At 48.5% G+C, this 16,761-nt stretch carries 16 protein-coding genes and 1 pseudogene; 7 read left to right on the top strand and 10 right to left on the bottom strand.

Going from position 1 to position 16,761, the window contains the following annotated elements:
* Positions 1-73: 73 nt before the first annotated feature.
* On the top strand, positions 74-958 hold the full coding sequence (locus AC2T15_RS11425; protein WP_486778342.1) for an EamA family transporter: 885 nt from the start codon (positions 74-76) through the stop codon (positions 956-958).
* Here AC2T15_RS11425 and AC2T15_RS11420 read toward each other — a convergent pair.
* From AC2T15_RS11420 to rpiA, 3 genes are read right to left on the bottom strand one after another with little or no spacing between them, the layout of a single operon-like run.
* Positions 903-1,955, bottom strand: a complete 1,053-nt coding sequence (locus AC2T15_RS11420) for an asparaginase (protein WP_486778341.1) — start codon at positions 1,953-1,955, stop codon at positions 903-905. The genes AC2T15_RS11425 and AC2T15_RS11420 overlap by 56 nt on opposite strands.
* On the bottom strand, positions 1,906-2,271 hold the full coding sequence (locus tag AC2T15_RS11415) for a VanZ family protein (protein WP_286594222.1): 366 nt from the start codon (positions 2,269-2,271) through the stop codon (positions 1,906-1,908). The genes AC2T15_RS11420 and AC2T15_RS11415 overlap by 50 nt, the downstream gene beginning before the upstream one ends.
* A 54-nt stretch (positions 2,272-2,325) precedes the next feature.
* Positions 2,326-3,000, bottom strand: coding sequence for a ribose-5-phosphate isomerase RpiA (rpiA, locus tag AC2T15_RS11410; RefSeq protein ID WP_053100713.1), 675 nt, complete (start codon positions 2,998-3,000; stop codon positions 2,326-2,328).
* A 135-nt stretch (positions 3,001-3,135) separates the two neighbouring features.
* On the opposite strand from rpiA, the gene ilvA reads away from it, so the two are divergent.
* On the top strand, positions 3,136-4,656 hold the full coding sequence (gene ilvA, locus AC2T15_RS11405) for a threonine ammonia-lyase, biosynthetic (RefSeq protein ID WP_053100712.1): 1,521 nt from the start codon (positions 3,136-3,138) through the stop codon (positions 4,654-4,656).
* A 15-nt stretch (positions 4,657-4,671) separates the two neighbouring features.
* The gene (locus AC2T15_RS11400) at positions 4,672-5,148 is read left to right on the top strand and encodes a hypothetical protein (RefSeq protein ID WP_486778340.1); all 477 of its coding nucleotides are present in this window, start codon (positions 4,672-4,674) and stop codon (positions 5,146-5,148) included.
* A gap of 74 nt (positions 5,149-5,222) precedes the next feature.
* Here AC2T15_RS11400 and AC2T15_RS11395 read toward each other — a convergent pair whose 3' ends face one another.
* The 3 genes from AC2T15_RS11395 to AC2T15_RS11385 form a co-directional block, all read right to left on the bottom strand.
* Positions 5,223-6,698 carry a DUF3360 family protein gene (locus AC2T15_RS11395; RefSeq protein ID WP_080995543.1) on the bottom strand — a complete coding sequence of 492 codons (1,476 nt, stop codon included), beginning with the start codon at positions 6,696-6,698 and terminating at the stop codon, positions 5,223-5,225.
* Between the two features lie 219 nt (positions 6,699-6,917).
* A complete protein-coding gene (gene ligB / locus AC2T15_RS11390) occupies positions 6,918-8,597 on the bottom strand; it encodes an NAD-dependent DNA ligase LigB (protein WP_486778339.1) in 1,680 nt (559 codons plus the stop codon).
* A gap of 82 nt (positions 8,598-8,679) precedes the next feature.
* Positions 8,680-9,255 (bottom strand): DUF6436 domain-containing protein, encoded by a 576-nt coding sequence (locus AC2T15_RS11385; protein WP_053108842.1) that lies wholly within the window; start codon positions 9,253-9,255, stop codon positions 8,680-8,682.
* 77 nt (positions 9,256-9,332) lie between these two features.
* Between AC2T15_RS11385 and AC2T15_RS11380 the strand changes: the two genes are divergently transcribed.
* Entirely contained in the window at positions 9,333-10,340 is a 1,008-nt protein-coding gene (locus tag AC2T15_RS11380) for an alpha/beta hydrolase (protein ID WP_486778338.1), read from the top strand.
* A gap of 7 nt (positions 10,341-10,347) precedes the next feature.
* Here AC2T15_RS11380 and AC2T15_RS11375 read toward each other — a convergent pair whose 3' ends face one another.
* Positions 10,348-11,298, bottom strand: coding sequence for an adenosine deaminase (locus AC2T15_RS11375; protein ID WP_053106158.1), 951 nt, complete (start codon positions 11,296-11,298; stop codon positions 10,348-10,350).
* A gap of 307 nt (positions 11,299-11,605) precedes the next feature.
* Here AC2T15_RS11375 and ubiU point away from each other — a divergent pair, with 307 nt between their 5' ends.
* From ubiU to ubiT, 3 genes are read left to right on the top strand one after another with little or no spacing between them, the layout of a single operon-like run.
* Positions 11,606-12,601 carry a ubiquinone anaerobic biosynthesis protein UbiU gene (ubiU, locus tag AC2T15_RS11370; protein WP_486778337.1) on the top strand — a complete coding sequence of 332 codons (996 nt, stop codon included), beginning with the start codon at positions 11,606-11,608 and terminating at the stop codon, positions 12,599-12,601.
* A gap of 10 nt (positions 12,602-12,611) precedes the next feature.
* A complete protein-coding gene (locus AC2T15_RS11365) occupies positions 12,612-13,502 on the top strand; it encodes a U32 family peptidase (protein WP_486778336.1) in 891 nt (296 codons plus the stop codon).
* Complete coding sequence (gene ubiT, locus AC2T15_RS11360) at positions 13,496-14,005, top strand: ubiquinone anaerobic biosynthesis accessory factor UbiT (protein WP_486778335.1); 510 nt, start codon at positions 13,496-13,498, stop codon at positions 14,003-14,005. The genes AC2T15_RS11365 and ubiT overlap by 7 nt, the downstream gene beginning before the upstream one ends.
* 55 nt (positions 14,006-14,060) lie before the next feature.
* Here ubiT and AC2T15_RS11355 read toward each other — a convergent pair whose 3' ends face one another.
* The 3 genes and pseudogenes from AC2T15_RS11355 to AC2T15_RS11345 all read right to left on the bottom strand — a co-directional run.
* Entirely contained in the window at positions 14,061-14,747 is a 687-nt protein-coding gene (locus AC2T15_RS11355; protein ID WP_486778334.1) for an anaerobic ribonucleoside-triphosphate reductase activating protein, read from the bottom strand.
* The gene (nrdD, locus tag AC2T15_RS11350; protein ID WP_080995540.1) at positions 14,740-14,901 is read right to left on the bottom strand and encodes an anaerobic ribonucleoside-triphosphate reductase; all 162 of its coding nucleotides are present in this window, start codon (positions 14,899-14,901) and stop codon (positions 14,740-14,742) included. The genes AC2T15_RS11355 and nrdD overlap by 8 nt, the downstream gene beginning before the upstream one ends.
* A pseudogene (locus AC2T15_RS11345) lies at positions 14,894-16,633 on the bottom strand (ribonucleoside triphosphate reductase); the annotation flags it as partial. The gene nrdD and the pseudogene AC2T15_RS11345, both read right to left, overlap by 8 nt.
* Positions 16,634-16,761 lie beyond the last annotated feature (128 nt).

Here is a 16,761-nt window from a genome sequence, read left to right as displayed (position 1 = left end):
TTGAATAAGTAAGACTAGAGCCTAGGTTATTAGCCACGTATGCTTAGTGATTTTTCACTAAGAGTCTAGCTGCATGTCGTATTTAATTGCCGTTACCTTGTTATGGGCAGTTTCGTTTAGTTTGATTGGCGAGTATTTATCTGGTCAGGTGGATAGCTATTTTGCGGTGCTGACGCGCATTGTATTGGCCGGGCTAATTTTTTTACCCTTGCTGCGACCTCAGCGTTTAGCCAAAGGCTTTATGGCAGGTGTAACCCTAACCGGCGCGTTGCAGTTTGGCGTGACCTATATTGGCTTGTATTTATCGTTTGAGTATTTAACCGTTCCTGAAGTCTTGCTGTTTACCATTTTCACCCCGTTGTACGTGGCGTTAATTGATAATGCCCTATCACGCCGTTTTAGTTGGGTGCCGATTGTTTCTACCTTAATTGCAGTCATGGGTGCAGCTATTATTCGCTATGACGGAGTAAGCCAAGCCTTTATTCAAGGCTTTTTACTGCTGCAGCTGGCTAACTTAGCCTTTGCCGCCGGACAAGTCGGTTATGCGCACTTGGTGCGGCGCTATTATCCTCAGGGTGGAAAACTCACCGAGGGTTTTGGCTTTTTCTTTATTGGCGCGTTTTTAATCGCTTTGCCGGCGTTTTTATTGCTCGGCAACAGCGAACGCTTACCCAGTACCAGTCTGCACTGGGGCGTGCTGGCTTGGCTAGGCTTGGTGGCTTCGGGTTTAGGGTTTTATTTTTGGAATCTGGGCGCCAGTAAAGTAGATGCTGGCACCTTAGGCATTATGAATAATGCGCTGATTCCTGCAGGTTTAATCGTCAATTTAGTGATTTGGAACCGCCAAGCAGACCTCACCCGCTTACTGATCGGAGGCGCGGTGATTTTATTGTCGCTATGGATTAATCAGCGCTGGCCGCATTGGATGAAACGGTTAAAGACCCAGACTGCGCCTTGAGTAATAACTCAAGAATTAACCAAATCCGCGCCTGTTGAGGTGACAAATGCTCCAAGGTAATTAAGCCTAAGGTTTGATAGCAGGCAATCGGTAGCACCACGCCAGCTCCGGTGCGAGAGCTCATCACTACCGGAATATGGTTTGCCCGAGCCTTAGCAATGGCCGCTTCTTCAAGTGGCGAGCAACGTCCTGCGCCAGTGCCGGCAATCACTAAACCATCAAGGGCTGTGTGTGTCAGTAAAGCTTCAATGACTTGCTGATCAGCCCCAGCATGGGAATAAATGATTGGCACAAAAGGTGAGTTATCGGGGGCGGTCAGCTGCCTAAACTCAGGTTTAGCTAAGGGCTGCTGCACGGGTTGCTGCCAAAAGCGCACTTGACGGTCAGCATCAATTGAACCCAAGGGGCCGCCATTGCGTGCTTGAAAGGTTTCTAGGTGATAGCTATGGGTTTTACTGACATCGCTAGCGCTGTAAATTTTATCGTTGGCTACAACTAACACGCCTTTACCTTGTGCACTATCAGCAATCGCCACCCGCACGCTATTAATTAAATTAAAGTCTGCATCGCTGCTTAGTGCAGAAAATGGCCGCTGGGAGCCCGTTAGAATGACGGGTTTATCAGTGGTTAGCGTGAGCTGCAAAAAGTAAGCGGTTTCTTCTAGGGTGTTAGTGCCGTGGGTTATCACCGCCCCTTTAATATGTGGTTGGGCCAATTGTTGCTCAAGCAAGTGTTTGAGGTTAAACCAGTGACAAAGACTGATTGCGGTACTACTAACATTGCTTAGCTGATAGGGATAGATGGTTGCCAGCTCGGTAAGTGCTGGCAGTTTGGCTAAAATATCGGCTAACGCATAATGCCCTGACTGATAATCGCATAGCTCTAAAGGGTCAGCATGGTGGGCAGAAATAGTGCCACCAAGGCCGATTAAGCAAATAGATGGTCGGTCAATGCCCATGGTCTTGGTTAAATAATCGAGGATGCAACCACTTAACATAAATCACGTAACACAGCAGTGCAGTTAAGACACCCATAGTATTGGCAACAATGTCCAACCAGTTGAAGCTGCGGTTCACTGGTTGAATCACACTTTGTAACCACTCGGAAATAGGGGCAAAGGCCAAGAGTAAGCCCCAGACTAACCAAGCAGGGAGTTTAGGAAAGGCCAAGCGTGCACTAAAGCTGACACCTAAAAAAGCGCTAAAGTGCATCACGCGATCTGCTCCACGAAAAATCGCAGGGGGGACTTCAGGACGAAACAGCCCATAGCACACCACTACAAAGCAGGTGATAAATAATAAAATTCGCAGCATGGATTTATCCCGATTCAGGCCTGCGCTGCCCACAGAGGTACAGCGCTTGGCTAATTACTGGCGGTTAAAGGTTTTTACGCCATCTTTAGTGCCGAGTAATAAAATATCTGCTGGGCGACTGGCAAACAATCCATTGGTCACGACGCCAACAATGTTATTGAGCTGTTGCTCAAGTAAGACTGGCGTAGTGATTTGCAGATTATATACATCCAAAATCACATTCCCGTTATCGGTCACAACCCCTTGGCGATACACCGGATCACCGCCAAGCTTGAGAATTTCTCGTGCTACATAACTGCGCGCCATTGGAATCACTTCGACTGGTAGCGGGAAGTTACCTAAAATTTTGACTTGCTTACTTTCATCTGCAATACAAATAAAGGTTTTCGCTACTGCGGCTACGATTTTTTCACGGGTTAAGGCTGCGCCACCGCCTTTAATCAGTTCGAGGTGCTCATTAGTTTCATCGGCACCATCCACATAAAATTCCATTTGTCCGACGGAATTTAAATCAAATACTTCAATGCCATGTTGCTTTAAACGCTCAGCCGTTGCTTCAGAACTGGCCACTGCCCCTGCAAAATCCATGCGTAAATCAGCCAGTAAATCAATAAAGAAATTAGCGGTAGAGCCAGTGCCCACACCGATGATGCTATTTTTTTCGAGTTGCGGGCGAATGATATCAATAGCAGCTTGGGCTACTGCTTGTTTTAACTGATCTTGGGTCATGGCTTGATTTCCAGAAGTGAATATATGGGCGTAATTATACGGTTTTCTAGCGCAGATTGCGGGGCTTCTTGTGGTTGAGTTGCGTCAGCTAGAGTAGACTCACTATTTTTGCACAACTTTCTAGTGAATCCCGCCATGCTTGAACAATACATAAAGAAAATCTTAACCGCCCGCGTGTATGACGTGGCGGAAGAAACACCACTGCAATCTGCCTATCAATTATCTCAGCGCCTCAATAACCGTATTTTACTCAAGCGCGAAGACTTGCAGCCGGTATTTTCTTTTAAGATTCGTGGCGCATATAACAAGATTGCTCAGCTAAGTGAAGCTGAACGTGCCCGTGGTGTGGTCACGGCCTCGGCGGGTAACCATGCGCAAGGCGTTGCCTTGGCGGCTAAATTTTTGGGGATTAAGGCCACTATTGTGATGCCCAAAACCACCCCTGAAATTAAAGTTAAAGCAGTACGTGCCCGTGGGGCACGGGTTGTACTGCATGGCGATGCCTTCCCTGAGTCACTGGCGCATTCGCTGCGCTTAGTGGAAGAGAAGGGGTTAGTGTATATCCACCCTTACGATGATCCCGATGTGATTGCCGGTCAGGGCACGGTGGCGATGGAAATTTTGCGTCAGCACCAAGCCCCCATTCATGCAATCTTTGTGCCCTGTGGTGGCGGTGGATTAATTGCCGGCGTTGCAGCTTATATCAAGTACGTGCGTCCAGAAATTAAAGTGATAGGGGTGGAGCCAGAAGATTCTAATTGCTTGCAAGCTGCGTTGGCCGCTGGTGAGCGGGTCGAACTAGCGCAAGTGGGTTTGTTTTCGGATGGGGTAGCGGTGTCGCAAATTGGTGAGCACACTTTTGCTGTTTGTCAGCACTATGTGGATGAAGTCATTACCGTAAGTAATGATGAGGTGTGCGCAGCAATGAAGGATATTTATGATGACACCCGTTCAATTACTGAGCCATCTGGGGCATTAGCGGTGGCTGGGATTAAAAAATATGTGGCGCGTACCGGTGTGCAAGATCAAGCCTTAGTAGCAATTGACTCGGGTGCTAATGTGAACTTTGACCGTTTACGGCATGTGGCTGAGCGGGCTGAATTAGGTGAGCAGCGCGAAGCTATTATTGCGGTAACTATTCCGGAGACGCCAGGTAGCTTCAAGCGCTTTTGTGAGGCGATTGGTAAGCGGCAAATTACTGAATTTAATTATCGTTACCACACCGCCGATGAAGCCCATATTTTTGTTGGGGTACAAACTCATCCCGAGTTAGATCCGCGTTCAGAATTAATTGCCACCCTACGTGAGCAAGGGTTTCCGGTACTGGATTTAACTGAAGATGAGCTAGCGAAGCTCCATATTCGTCACATGGTCGGCGGTCATGCGGCGGAAGCGGGTAGTGAATGTGTGTATCGCTTTGAATTCCCCGAACGCCCAGGAGCATTATTTAATTTCTTACATAAGCTTGGCGGACGTTGGAATATCTCGATGTTCCATTACCGTAACCATGGTGCGGCTGAAGGTCGGGTATTAACTGCGTTGCAGGTGCCAGAAAATGAGCGCCATCTACTACCTGAAGCCTTCGATAAAATTGGCTATCCGTATTGGGATGAAACGGATAATCCAGCATTTCAGCTGTTTTTAGGTAATCGCTAACTAAAGGATCAAACGATGAAACCTTTAACACTTACTGGTTTATTACTTGCTGGTGCAGCATTATTAAGCGCATGTGCTGGCACCCCGAACCAAAAAATTAATGGCCAGACCTATAAAGCCCAAGCCAGTGAGCTATCGGCTAATCGCAGCTTAACCAGGTACCAGAACGCTAAACAGTTGCAGCATAATTTATTTGTTGAGCAGCAGCGTTTACCCAGTAATCAAACAGATACCTTTATTGTGGGTTGGCTTCTCAAGGAGCAGGCCTATCGCCAGCAAGATTGCACCATTCAGGCCAAGCAAGTAGCAGAGATTGAGTACTTTGAGTGCCGCTTTACGAATCAGCAAGCACACGTACTGTATGTCTTAGAAACGACTAAAAATACAGGTATTGCTAAGGTATTTGTGGTCCGTGACGGTGTGCTCGGTACGGAAGATGAACAAGCGGTGGTGAAATCTTTAAGCCAAATTAAGTTGCCAGCTAGCTCTTAAAGCTAAACAATCCGCTGGATCATGGTGGATTCAGCGGATTGTTTAATCTATCAGAACATAGGCTTAGAGTCGTATTAATGCAATGCTCGGAAGGATTCCATTAACGCAGGAATGCCAGGGAACATGCCAATCGCAGCCATTACTAAGGATAAAACTGCAAACACAATGGCTGGAATAATCCAGCGATCGGTGCGACTGAGGTGGGTGCAGCGCTCTTTATCGCCGATAATGCCAATGTTATCTAGCAGCACTGTCAGTGACCAGCCAAATACCGGGTTCACTAGGGCTGATGTGAAAATCACGATTGCAGCTGATTGCGAGGTTTTACCTTCGCGAGTCATTTGCATGCCTGCTTCTAATAGCGGCATAAATACTCCAACGATTAACGCCACGCTTAAAACTGGTGGCCAAATCGCTAGGTCCATGGGATAACCCCAGATTGCTGCGACCACACAGAGTAAGCCGGTTAAGATAGCGCCACCTGGAATCGGACGCTTGGCAATTGATGCCGGCACCATGTAGGTACCCCATGAAGAGGCTAAGTTACCGCCCCCTAAAGCCGTGCCCACCACTTGTCTTGCTGAGGCAATGCACATGGTGTCATCAATATCCATCAGCACATTTTTCGCGTTTTTAGGGTAATTCAGTTGCTGGAAAATCCGGTGGCCTAAAAAGTCGGGCGACCACATGGCCACGGCTAGCACCGCAAAAGGTGCCACCGCAATAAAGTGCTCAAGCTTGGGCAAACCCAGCTGCCAGCCGGTGTCTTCGCCCCACCAGTATGCAGGGTTCATATTGGGAATACCGGGCTCAGTAGTGAACTCAAAGGGCGCACCTAGAACAAAAGCAATGATTGCCGCCAGCGCAGACCCCAAAGGAATCGCTAGCCAGCGCTTACCTAAATGCTCGAGGTAGGCATACATAATAATGGTGGCGAAAATTACCACAAAGGCGATATACCCCATATCAAAGCCATTTGCCCAAGCAAACAGGTTTTTGATTTGTGAAGTTACGCCGACAAAGCCTAAAAACAGTAATAAGCCGCCACAGACCCCATCACTGGTGAGTCGCGCCAGTAGGCTGCCGCCCCGAAAGATGCCTAAGGTAAAGCCCAGTAAACCCACCATCAAGCCTAAGGCCATGGGATGGCCGCCTGAAGCAACAATCAACGGAATTAAAGGAATTAATGGGCCATGGGTACCTGCCAGGTTAGCCCTTGGGTTAAAAAAGCCAGAAAATAGCACCACAAACAATACCGCGGCGATAATCATTTCAAAACGGGCGTTTTCAATCACAAAGGCATTAGATAAACCTAAGGGTGCAGCAAAGGCTGCCACAATTGCTGCAACCATCACAATTTTACCAATGGTGGCGGCCATTGCGGGCACCCAATCTTCGTATTCAATACGGTAGTCGCGAAACGGCAGATTAGGCTTCCAGCGTTTGGGCGACATAATGCTCAGTTCATGTTCTAGGTAGTCTGCACGGCTTGCAAAATCAGCACGAGGCTTATGCAGTTGTTGATAACTGCTGGATTGTTGTTGGTTCATTATTCGTTTCTAGTTTTAGTTAAACAGGCAGAGACAGGCCGCATCCTTTGGTGGAGTTCGCAAAGGATGGGCTAAGGGTCTCGGTTAACTTTTTTTATTTTTATGGGGGACGATAGGTTCAAGAATCTATCGTTAAAGAGACAGTGCTAAGCACTTAAGTGGGGTACATGCTGCTTGTGTGACGAGCCTGAAACAATCCATCTTTTGGCTATGAGACTATTAGTTAGTGGCTATTTTGCGCTGTGCGAGTCGTTGAAAAATGAGTTGAATATCAGGATGCTGAATAAATTCAGCGAGTTGTTGGGCTTTTTTCGGACTGAATAACAGCGCTTCCCAGTCGTTTGGCGTATTGTTCGCTAGCTGCTGCCAGCTCAGTGTTTTAGGCAGTTGCGTAGCATGGGGAGCACTTAAGGCCGTCAGCCAAGCTGAGGCTGAAGCTTGCAGCGGTGGCTGAAGTGCTTGATAGAGCTGCTCGGCCTGTTTGGCGGAAAATCCCGCCTGTTTAATTTGTTCAGGGCTTAAGGTGAGCCAATCGCTCCAATGCTGAATGGTCTGACTATTGAGCAACTGTAGCCAACTGGCTTTACCTAAGCCATGCAGAGCAAAGCCTGGAGATTTTTTAGTCCATTCTAAACGTGACAGCAGTTGTGTGCGGCATTGGGGATTATCCGTCCAGCAGGATAAGCGATGATAATCTTTAGGATTGGGCAAAGAAACGGGCTCAGCTTGGGCAGCTTGCCAGATCACTTCGGTAATTTGTGGAATGCTGTGACCAGATAATTGCAACGCCACTTGAGCATCTTTGGCCAGTTGCAGTGCTTGCAGTTTTTTGAGCGAGCTTACACTCACACGACGGATAGTTTTGCCATCGAGCTCGGTGGGCTCAAGTAAAACAATCGGCGTGATTTTACCAGTGCGACCGATATTAAATTGAATCCCTTGCACCGTGGCGAGTGTGCGTTGATAAGGGTACTTCCACGCCACAGCCCAAAGAGGCGGATAATTGCCGCTAGTGATTACTTGCCGCCGACTTTGTTTAAGCACAATGCCGTCTGAGGCAAAAGGTAAGGGCGAGTGATACCAGTGCTGGCGCCATTTAGTTATTTGCGGCCAATCACTAACCGGTTGAGTTAGGGAGGGATCAATGACAAAGCCTAGAGCTGCTAGCTGGGCGTAGCGTTGTTCAATCGTTTCGGGGCCGTCGGGCCATTCCCAAACAAATAATCCAATTTGTTGCCCTTGTGCAGTGGATAACTGGGCGCGATTCAGTAGTGCTGCGACTTGATGGCGAGCTTGACTGTTATTTTGTTTCGCTTGAATAAAGTTATCCACATGCCAATACAACTCCCCTTGAACTGTGATTGATAGCGGTTGAGTTAATTGTTTGGGGATGGCGACTAATTGCTGTTGATGGTGCAGCCAACTGCTGCCAAAAGTACCATCGCCACGGCTTAAAATTTGTACCAGTTGGCCGTTGTGATAATGCAAGCTAACGGCCACTCCATCCACTTTAGGCTGAACCCAGAGATTAGTTTTACCTTGTAGCCATTGTTTAAGTTGGGGCTCTTTTAGCTTAGTTAATCCAGCTTGTGGAAAACTATGTCGCGTAGTGGTCAGTTGCGGCGCAACTGCTGTTGTGATTACTGGCTTGGCAGTAATAGATGGAAAACACTGGCTCCAGCGCTGTTCTTTTTCAAGTAGCTGATCATAAAGCTCATCACTGATGAGTGACTGCTGTTGTTGATAACTAGCATCCAGCGCTTGAAGACGTTGTCGTAAGTGCTGGATATTTTCTGCTGCTTGCTGAGGCTGCCAGTTGGGGCAAGGGGCTGTAGCGTAAATTGTTGGTGCCAACAGCAATAGGCCCAGTCGCAGTAGGTAGCTTAATAAGTAGTTCATCATGCCTCCTGGCAGTGGTGAATGACATCTTAAGCTTAGGTGCTGATCGGCTAATTTCTTGGTTTACTGGGTGCGTTACCGATTAGGTATCTGGTGTTTGCCAATCACAAAAACAGCCTACAGCGAGCGTATTGCTGGCAGCCACTGAGCGTCCTTCAAGCAAGGCATTGAGAATCGGCTCAATAAAACTGTTACTGGAGTTACAGACGGCGCCCTCACTGTAGGGGCCGAAATATGCCAGCTGGCCGGATTGATCCCAAATGGCTACGGCCGGACTGGCGGGTAACTGCTCGGCTCCAGGTAAACCAGCTAAATGATTCATTTGATTTAAAATAGGTGGGAGTTGGCCTTTGGTGTTGGGTTTTTGTAAGTGATAAAACTCAACTTTGCCTTTAAATTCTTCCATCATTTCGGCTAAGTGCTGCTGATTACCGACGTTACATGGACAGGCAGGCTCCCAAAAATGCACTAAACGAACTGCTCCAGCGCCTGCTAAACTAGGCGGCAATTGCAGTTCTTGCCCACTAAAAATAGCCGTGGATTCACTAAAGGGACGAATAAAGCGCGCTTGGTACCACCAAAGCGCAACTAACATGGCAATAATCCACAGCACAATAATGCTGGCAATAACTAAGGTTTTACGGCGTGGGCGAGTCATAGCAAGATAGGCAACAGTTAGAGAACTAATCAAAGGCGTTAGTGTAGTGGAAAACATCACGTTAAGGGCGAATCGCCATGCTAAATCAAACTGAGTTAGAACGCTTACAACAACAGTTGCGACCTTTTAGCACAGCGGCCAGTCAACTTTCTGCAGAAGAGCAAAAATGGCGCCAGTATTATGGCTTGGTGTTGCCTGGCACGGCGCATTTAGGACGGCTAGAAGTGGGGCAGTTTCAGGTAGCAACGCAGTTGTTATTGCCAGAAAACACGCCTAAGGCAACCTTAATTGTGCTGCATGGCTACTATGATCATATGGGATTGTATGGGCATATTTATCGCTGGGCGTTAGCTAAAGACTTTGCGGTGCTTAGCTGTGATTTGCCGGGACATGGGTTATCCACAGGCCCTCGCGCCAGCATCGATGATTTTTCTGATTACACTGCGGTTTTACTGAGTCTCCTTGAACAAGCTCAGCAGTTGCAGTTACCAGCGCCGATTCACTTACTGGGCCAAAGTACTGGTGGTGCAATTATTACCGATTATCTGTTACGTCGTCGCCCTAAGCACTTGCCTTTGGGCGAGATTATTTTATTAGCACCCTTGGTTCGACCTTGGGCTTGGGCCCAAGGCCAGGCCTTGTATCATTTGTTAAAACCCTTTGTGGCCTCGATTAAGCGCGCCCCTTCGGATAACTCAACCGACGCGGCATTTTTAGAGTTTATTAAGCATGATCCCTTGCAAGCCACTACCTTACCGGTGGCGTGGGTAACTGCGATGCGCAATTGGATCGCTCTCATTCATAAAGCAAAGAAAGCCGGATTTCGGCCAATTGTGGTACAGGGGCAGCAAGATAAAACGGTCGACTGGCGCTATAACCTAAGCTTTTTAAGTAAAAAGTTCACCAGTTTACGGGTGTTGTATTTGCCTGAAGCGCGCCACCATTTGGTCAATGAAGCGGTGGATTTACGACAACAGATGTTGAGCTTTATTGATGAGTGTTTAAGCGTATCGGCGTTAGCGCATAACCCATTACTGGATCAGCTACCGCCGCAGTCGACAACGCCGACTGAAGCAGTAAGCTAGTCAGCACTTAAGGTGCTAACCGCGCACTTAAACTGTTATCAATCAGTTGCTGCGCTTGGGCTTGGGTCATGCCTAAATCGTTATGCAAGGCCATAAAGTTTTCTGTCATATAGCCGCCAAAATACGCAGGATCATCGGAGTTAACGGTTACTTTTACCCCTTGTTCAAGCATTTGCAAAATACTGTGCTGGCCCATGTGCTCAAAGACTTTGAGCTTGGTGTTAGAGAGCGGGCACACGGTTAGGGCAATTTGTTCGTCGATTAAACGCTGCATTAAGCGCGGATCTTCAATCGCGCGTACACCGTGGTCAATTCGGCTGACTTTGAGTAAATCTAGCGCTTGCCAAATATATTCAGGTGGGCCTTCTTCACCGGCATGGGCTACGGCTAATAAGCCTTCTGCCCGTGCTTTAGCAAATACTCGCTCAAACTTGCTAGGCGGATGACCAACTTCAGAACTATCTAAACCTACGGCAAAAAACTGATCACGAAATGGCATCGCTTGCTCTAGGGTATCAAAGGCCGCTGCTTCAGATAAATGACGTAAAAAACACAGAATCAAACCGCCACTGATACCTAACTGAGTTTTGGCATCGTTAAGTGCTTGGCTAATACCAGCAAACGGAATGGCGATAGCTAGACCACGATCAGTATGGGTTTGTGGGTCAAAAAATGGCTCAACGTGGGTGACGCCTTGCTCTTTACATTTCAGTAAATAGGCCCAGGTTAAATCATAAAAGTCTTGCTCGGTTTGTAAGACATTGGCGCCTTGATAGTAGATATCTAAAAACTCTTGCAGGTTATTAAAGTTATAGGCCTGCTTGAGGGTTTCTACTGAACTCCATGGGAGTTGTATTTGATTACGCTGAGCCAGCTGAAACAGTAATTCAGGCTCCAGTGAGCCTTCTAGGTGTAAGTGTAGCTCGGCTTTAGGGGTGTTGTTTAACCAGGTTTTCATAGGGGCTTCATCCCGATCATGGAGTCAATTGATGGCAGATTATAAAGCCTTTACTGCGATAGATAAGTGAGATAGACGGTAATTGTTGCTAGCTGTAGGTTAAATTCTCATCGGAGCATGGTTGATTTCTGTCAACAAGCGGCTTAGCTAAACCTCCTAGATTAATCAGCCGTAACCAGAGCACAGTTAGCTGGCGAGTAGCAATTAGTTGCCCAGCAGTTAGCTGTTTTTGAGGTCGGCAGTGTTGAGTGCAGTTGGCTAAACCTGCTCAAGACCTCTTCTATCCTGAGTGCTCGAGGGAGTCTGTATGCAGTTGGTTTGTCCCGCAGGAAGTTTGCCTGCTCTCAAAGCCGCCGTACGTCAAGGGGCCGATGCGGTGTATGTCGGTTTTAAAGATGATACAAATGCCCGCCATTTTGCCGGCCTTAATTTTAGTGAAAAGCAACTTGAGCAAGGTCTAGCACTGATTCGGCAGCAGCAAAAAAAGCTCTATATCGCGGTTAACACCTATGCTCAATCCAGTGTTTGGTCGCGCTGGCAACGAGCGGTCGATCAAGCGGCCGCACTGGGGGTGGATGCCTTGATTGCAGCTGATCCTGCTGTGTTAGCCTATGCCAGCCACACCTATCCAGATTTACCTTTGCACTTATCGGTCCAAGGCTCAGCCACTAATGCTGCCGCCTTGGCCTTTTATCAGCAGCGCTACAATATTCAGCGAGCAGTGCTGCCGCGGGTCTTATCGTTGGCGCAAGTAAAGCAAGTGGCGGCCAATAGTAGTGTACCCATTGAAGTTTTTGCCTTTGGTAGTCTGTGCATTATGGCCGAAGGACGCTGTCATCTATCGTCTTATTTAACGGGCGAGTCGCCTAACTTATGTGGCGTTTGTTCACCAGCCAAAGCGGTGCGCTGGAGTACCGAGCAAGGGCAGTTAAGTGCGCGGCTAAATGAGGTGTTAATTGATCGCTATGAGCAGCAAGAGCCAGCCGGTTATCCAACCTTATGTAAAGGCCGCTTTTTGGTTCAAGGTCATCGCTTTCATGCCTTAGAAGAGCCAACCAGTTTGGATACCATGGATTTAATACCCGCATTAGCCAGCATGGGGGTGAGCGCGGTTAAAATTGAAGGCCGACAGCGGAGCCCTGCGTATACCGAGCAGGTAACACGGGTCTGGCGCGCTGCTTTAGATAGCTATCAACGCAACCCAGAACAGTTTCAGGTAGAGGCCAGTTGGCGACAGACCTTAGCAGGTGTTTCTGAAGGCAGCCAAACTACCTTGGGTGCTTATCATCGCGCGTGGCAATAGGAGAGTAGGTATGAAACTGTCTTTAGGTCCGGTGTTGTTTTTTTGGCCCCGCGAACAGCTGATCAAGTTCTATCAGCAGATGGCTGAGCAGCCATTGGATATTATTTATTTAGGCGAAACAGTGTGCGCTAAACGGCGTGAACTGAATTTTAGTGCGTGGCTTGGGTTCGCCCGTGAACTGCAGCAAAGCACGCAAGCACAGGTGGTGCTTTCTAGTTTAAGTTTAATTGAAGCCAACTCTGAACTTTCAAGCTTAAAGCGCCTGTGTGATAACGGCGAGTTTATGGTGGAAGCCAACGATATGGCGGCCGTGCAATTTTTAGCTGAGCGTAAATTGGGGTTTGTGGGCGGGCCGGCATTAAATATTTACAGTGCCAGGGCGCTGCGTGAATTTATTGACTGCGGTTTGCAGCGCTGGGTACCGCCGGTTGAGTATTCAGCCCAAATGCTACAGCAAACCTTAACTCAGCTAGACAGCTTAGGCAGAGCCCGCCCTGAAGTAGAAGTATTTGCTTATGGGCATTTACCTTTAGCCTATTCTGCCCGGTGTTTTACCGCACGAGCCGAAAATCGGCCGAAAGATCAATGCGAGTTTTGCTGTTTGCAGTATCCCGAAGGTATCAGTTTGGCGAGCCAAGAAGGCCAGCCGTTATTCACTATCAATGGCATTCAAACCCTATCGGCTGAAGTGCACAATTTATTGCCAGATTACCCCAGTTTAGCCAGCCACGGCGTGGATATTGCTCGGCTGAGCCCCCGTGCGCAGCAGATGCCACAGGTGATTGAGGGTTGGCAGCAGGTACGTCAAGGACAGCTGCCGCCTTTGGCGGTGCAAAGCTGTAATGGTTATTGGCATGGCCGTCCGGGCATGTTGAGTGTAAAGGAGGCCGGCTTATGTTGAAGCGTAGTATGCCGTGGCTATTAGCGGCCAGTGAGCGCTTACTGCCTTTGGCTCGCTTGACCCCAGCCTTCGTGCAGCAGCGAGTACTTGAGCGAAGCTTAAATCACTTACTGGCCGAAGCCTTAGCCGATGGGCTGTTTGAGGTATTGACCGATCGCTGGCTGGCGCTAGAGATTCAAGATTTAGGATTACGTTGGTGTATCAGTCAGCGTGGGTTAGATCAGCAGTTAGTGATTGCCCAGCAGGCGCCGGTAGAGGTATGTATTAGTGGGCAGTGGCGTGATTTTTTACTGCTGGCTAGCCGCCAAGAAGATCCCGATAGTTTATTTTTTAGACGACGACTACAGATTGATGGTGATACAGAGCTAGGACTCGCAGTTAAAAACTTGATTGATAGCCTCGATCCAGACAGCCTACCCCAATGGTTCTGGCAGCTACTAGAGCAGCTTGGCCGCACTGTGGCTGAGCAACAAGCTCAGGTGATGCCCTCTCCAAGTAGCTAATAGGGGTCGTTAAACAGTGCCTTATTGTGGTTGCGTGAAACCGCTATAAGGCAGTTTAAGCTCTTAATTCAAACTGTTTAAACAGCGTAGCTAAGTGTTGCTCGAGCTGGGCTAATTCTGACTGACTAGGCGCAGTTTGAGCCTCTAACGGCAGAGCCGATGTAGTCCGCGCAAGTTGTAGGCAAAAGTTCTGTACCCCTTGGGCCTTGAGCTGCTGCGCCAGTTGCAGCACCGCAGTAGGTGAGAGCTGGCTCCAATGCACTGTGGTGCGGCATTCATAGGCCACTTGGCTGGCCAAGACTAAAGCTAAGCTTTCCCAGTTTGGCTGATCGCTGTGAGCGACGCCGGTGATTGCTGCAGCTTGGCCGTAAGGCGCTTTAATATCTAATCCCACCCAGTCACACCAAGGCAGCACTTTAGCCAGCGCCTTGGGTTTAATCCCTGCGGTATGTAAACCCACTTTAAAGCCTAAGGCGGCAACTTGTTGCATAGCTTGGGCTAACTTGGGTTGCAACGTGGCTTCTCCGCCGCTAAACACTACCGCCTGTAATAGCCCTTGGCGCTTTTGTAAAAATGCCAAAATGTCTGACCAAGAAAATTGGCTAGTGGCGCTGGGACTGATTAGTTCAGGGTTATGGCAATAGTCGCAGCGCCAAGCGCAACCTTGGCAAAACACCACGCAGGCTAAATGTTGTGGATAGTCGAGCGTGGTAAAGGGCAGCCAGCCACCAATTTTAAGCATGGGCTGTGGGCTTAGGCTCAGTAAAGGGCTGGCGCTCTCGGTATTCAGCTTGTTTTCCGCGATTAAAGGCATGTACTGGACGGTGATAGCCCATTACTCGGGTCCAGATTTCACAGGGTTGGCGGCGTTCTTGGGGGAGAGTAAGTTTAGTCATGGGTGGGTACCTCAAGCGTATTATTGAACGAAGAAGTTGTCGCAGGGCTTGATTGGCTAAGCTCAGCGGCCAGCAGCGCATCACAGCGTGGGCAAAATTCATGCTCCCCAGCTAGATAACCATGTACTGGGCAAATCGAGAAGGTTGGGGTAATGGTTAAGTAGGGCAATTTAAAGCGGGTCAGCGCAGTTTTTATTAATTGTTTACAGGCTTGAGCGGAGCTGAGTTGTTCACTCATATACAGGTGCAGCACGGTGCCGCCAGTGTATTTGCATTGCAGCTCATCTTGCAGCAACAGAGACTCAAAGGCGTCATCGGTATAGCCAACCGGTAGCTGGGAGCTGTTGGTGTAATAAGGCGAGTCGGGAGTGCCGGCCTGTAGGATATCGGCAAAGCGTTGTTGGTCTTCTTTGGCAAAACGATAGGTGGTGCCCTCGGCCGGAGTTGCTTCAAGGTTATACAGGTGTCCGGTTTGTTCTTGAAACTGGCGGAGACGCTGGCGAATGTGTTCTAGTACATCCAGCGCCATTTGCCGTCCAGTAGCAGTATGGATGCCTAGCTGATCTTGACTAAAGTTACGCAGCATTTCATGTAGACCGTTAACCCCAATCGTTGAAAAGTGATTGCGTAAGGTGCCGAGGTAACGCCGAGTGTAGGGGTATAACCCTTGATCAAGGTAACCTTGAATGACTTGGCGCTTAATTTCTAGGCTGTTTTTTGCCAGCTCAAGTAGCTGATCTAAGCGCTGGTAGAGCCCCGGCAAATCCTGGGCATATTGGTAACCTAGGCGGGCACAGTTAAGGGTTACCACACCAATGGATCCGGTTTGTTCCGCCGAGCCAAATAAACCGCCACCCCGCTGCAGTAGTTCACGCAAATCCAGTTGCAGGCGGCAGCACATCGAACGCACTTGATTAGGTTCTAGCTCGGAGTTAATAAAATTTTGAAAATACGGCAAGCCATAGCGGGCGGTCATGGCAAACAAGCACTCGGCATTGGGGCTATCCCAGACAAAGTCTTTGGTGATGTTATAGGTGGGAATTGGGAAGGTAAATACTCGTCCTAGACCATCGCCAGCTTGCATCACTTCAATATAAGCACGGTTAAGCAGATCCATTTCTGTTTGCAGTTCGCCGTAACTAAAGGTCATTTCCTCACCAGCGATTACCGGAATTTGCTGCCGTAAATCCTCAGGGCAGACCCAATCAAAGGTCAGGTTGGTAAAGGGCGTTTGGGTGCCCCAGCGTGAGGGTACATTGAGGTTGTAAATAAACTCTTGCAGCAGTTGTTTAACTTGGGCATAGCTCAATTGATCCTTACGGACAAAGGGCGCCAAATAGGTATCGAACGAACTAAAGGCTTGAGCGCCGGCCCATTCATTTTGCAAGGTGCCTAGAAAGTTGACCATTTGCCCCAGTGCACTGCTGAGGTGCTTGGGTGGGCCGGCTTCAATGCGTCCGGCAATGCCATTAAAGCCTTCATGCAGTAAGTTACGTAACGACCAGCCAGCGCAATAGCCAGCCAGCATATCCAAGTCATGGATATGTAAATCTGCATTACGGTGCGCTGCACCAATTTCTGGGCTGTAGATTTCATTCAACCAGTAGTTGGCAGTCACTTTGCCGGCCACATTCAAAATCATCCCGCCGAGAGAGTAACCTTGGTTCGCATTGGCTTTCACGCGCCAGTCTTGCTGCTGTAAGTATTCATCAAGGGTGGCAGCTACCGGAATACTTAAAGGAGCTTCAGCAGCTAGGGGTTGAACGGTCATATACGCCTCGATACACAATATATGGTGTTTTTAGTTTTTAAATTAACTATATGTGGTGTGCATTAGAGCTGAAGGGTAAAAAGTGGGCT

The organism is Thiopseudomonas sp. SA1F2-1K, from assembly GCF_057443035.1.
The sequence above is the reverse complement of the archived record's forward strand: the minus strand, read 5'-3'. Positions and strand labels throughout refer to the sequence as shown.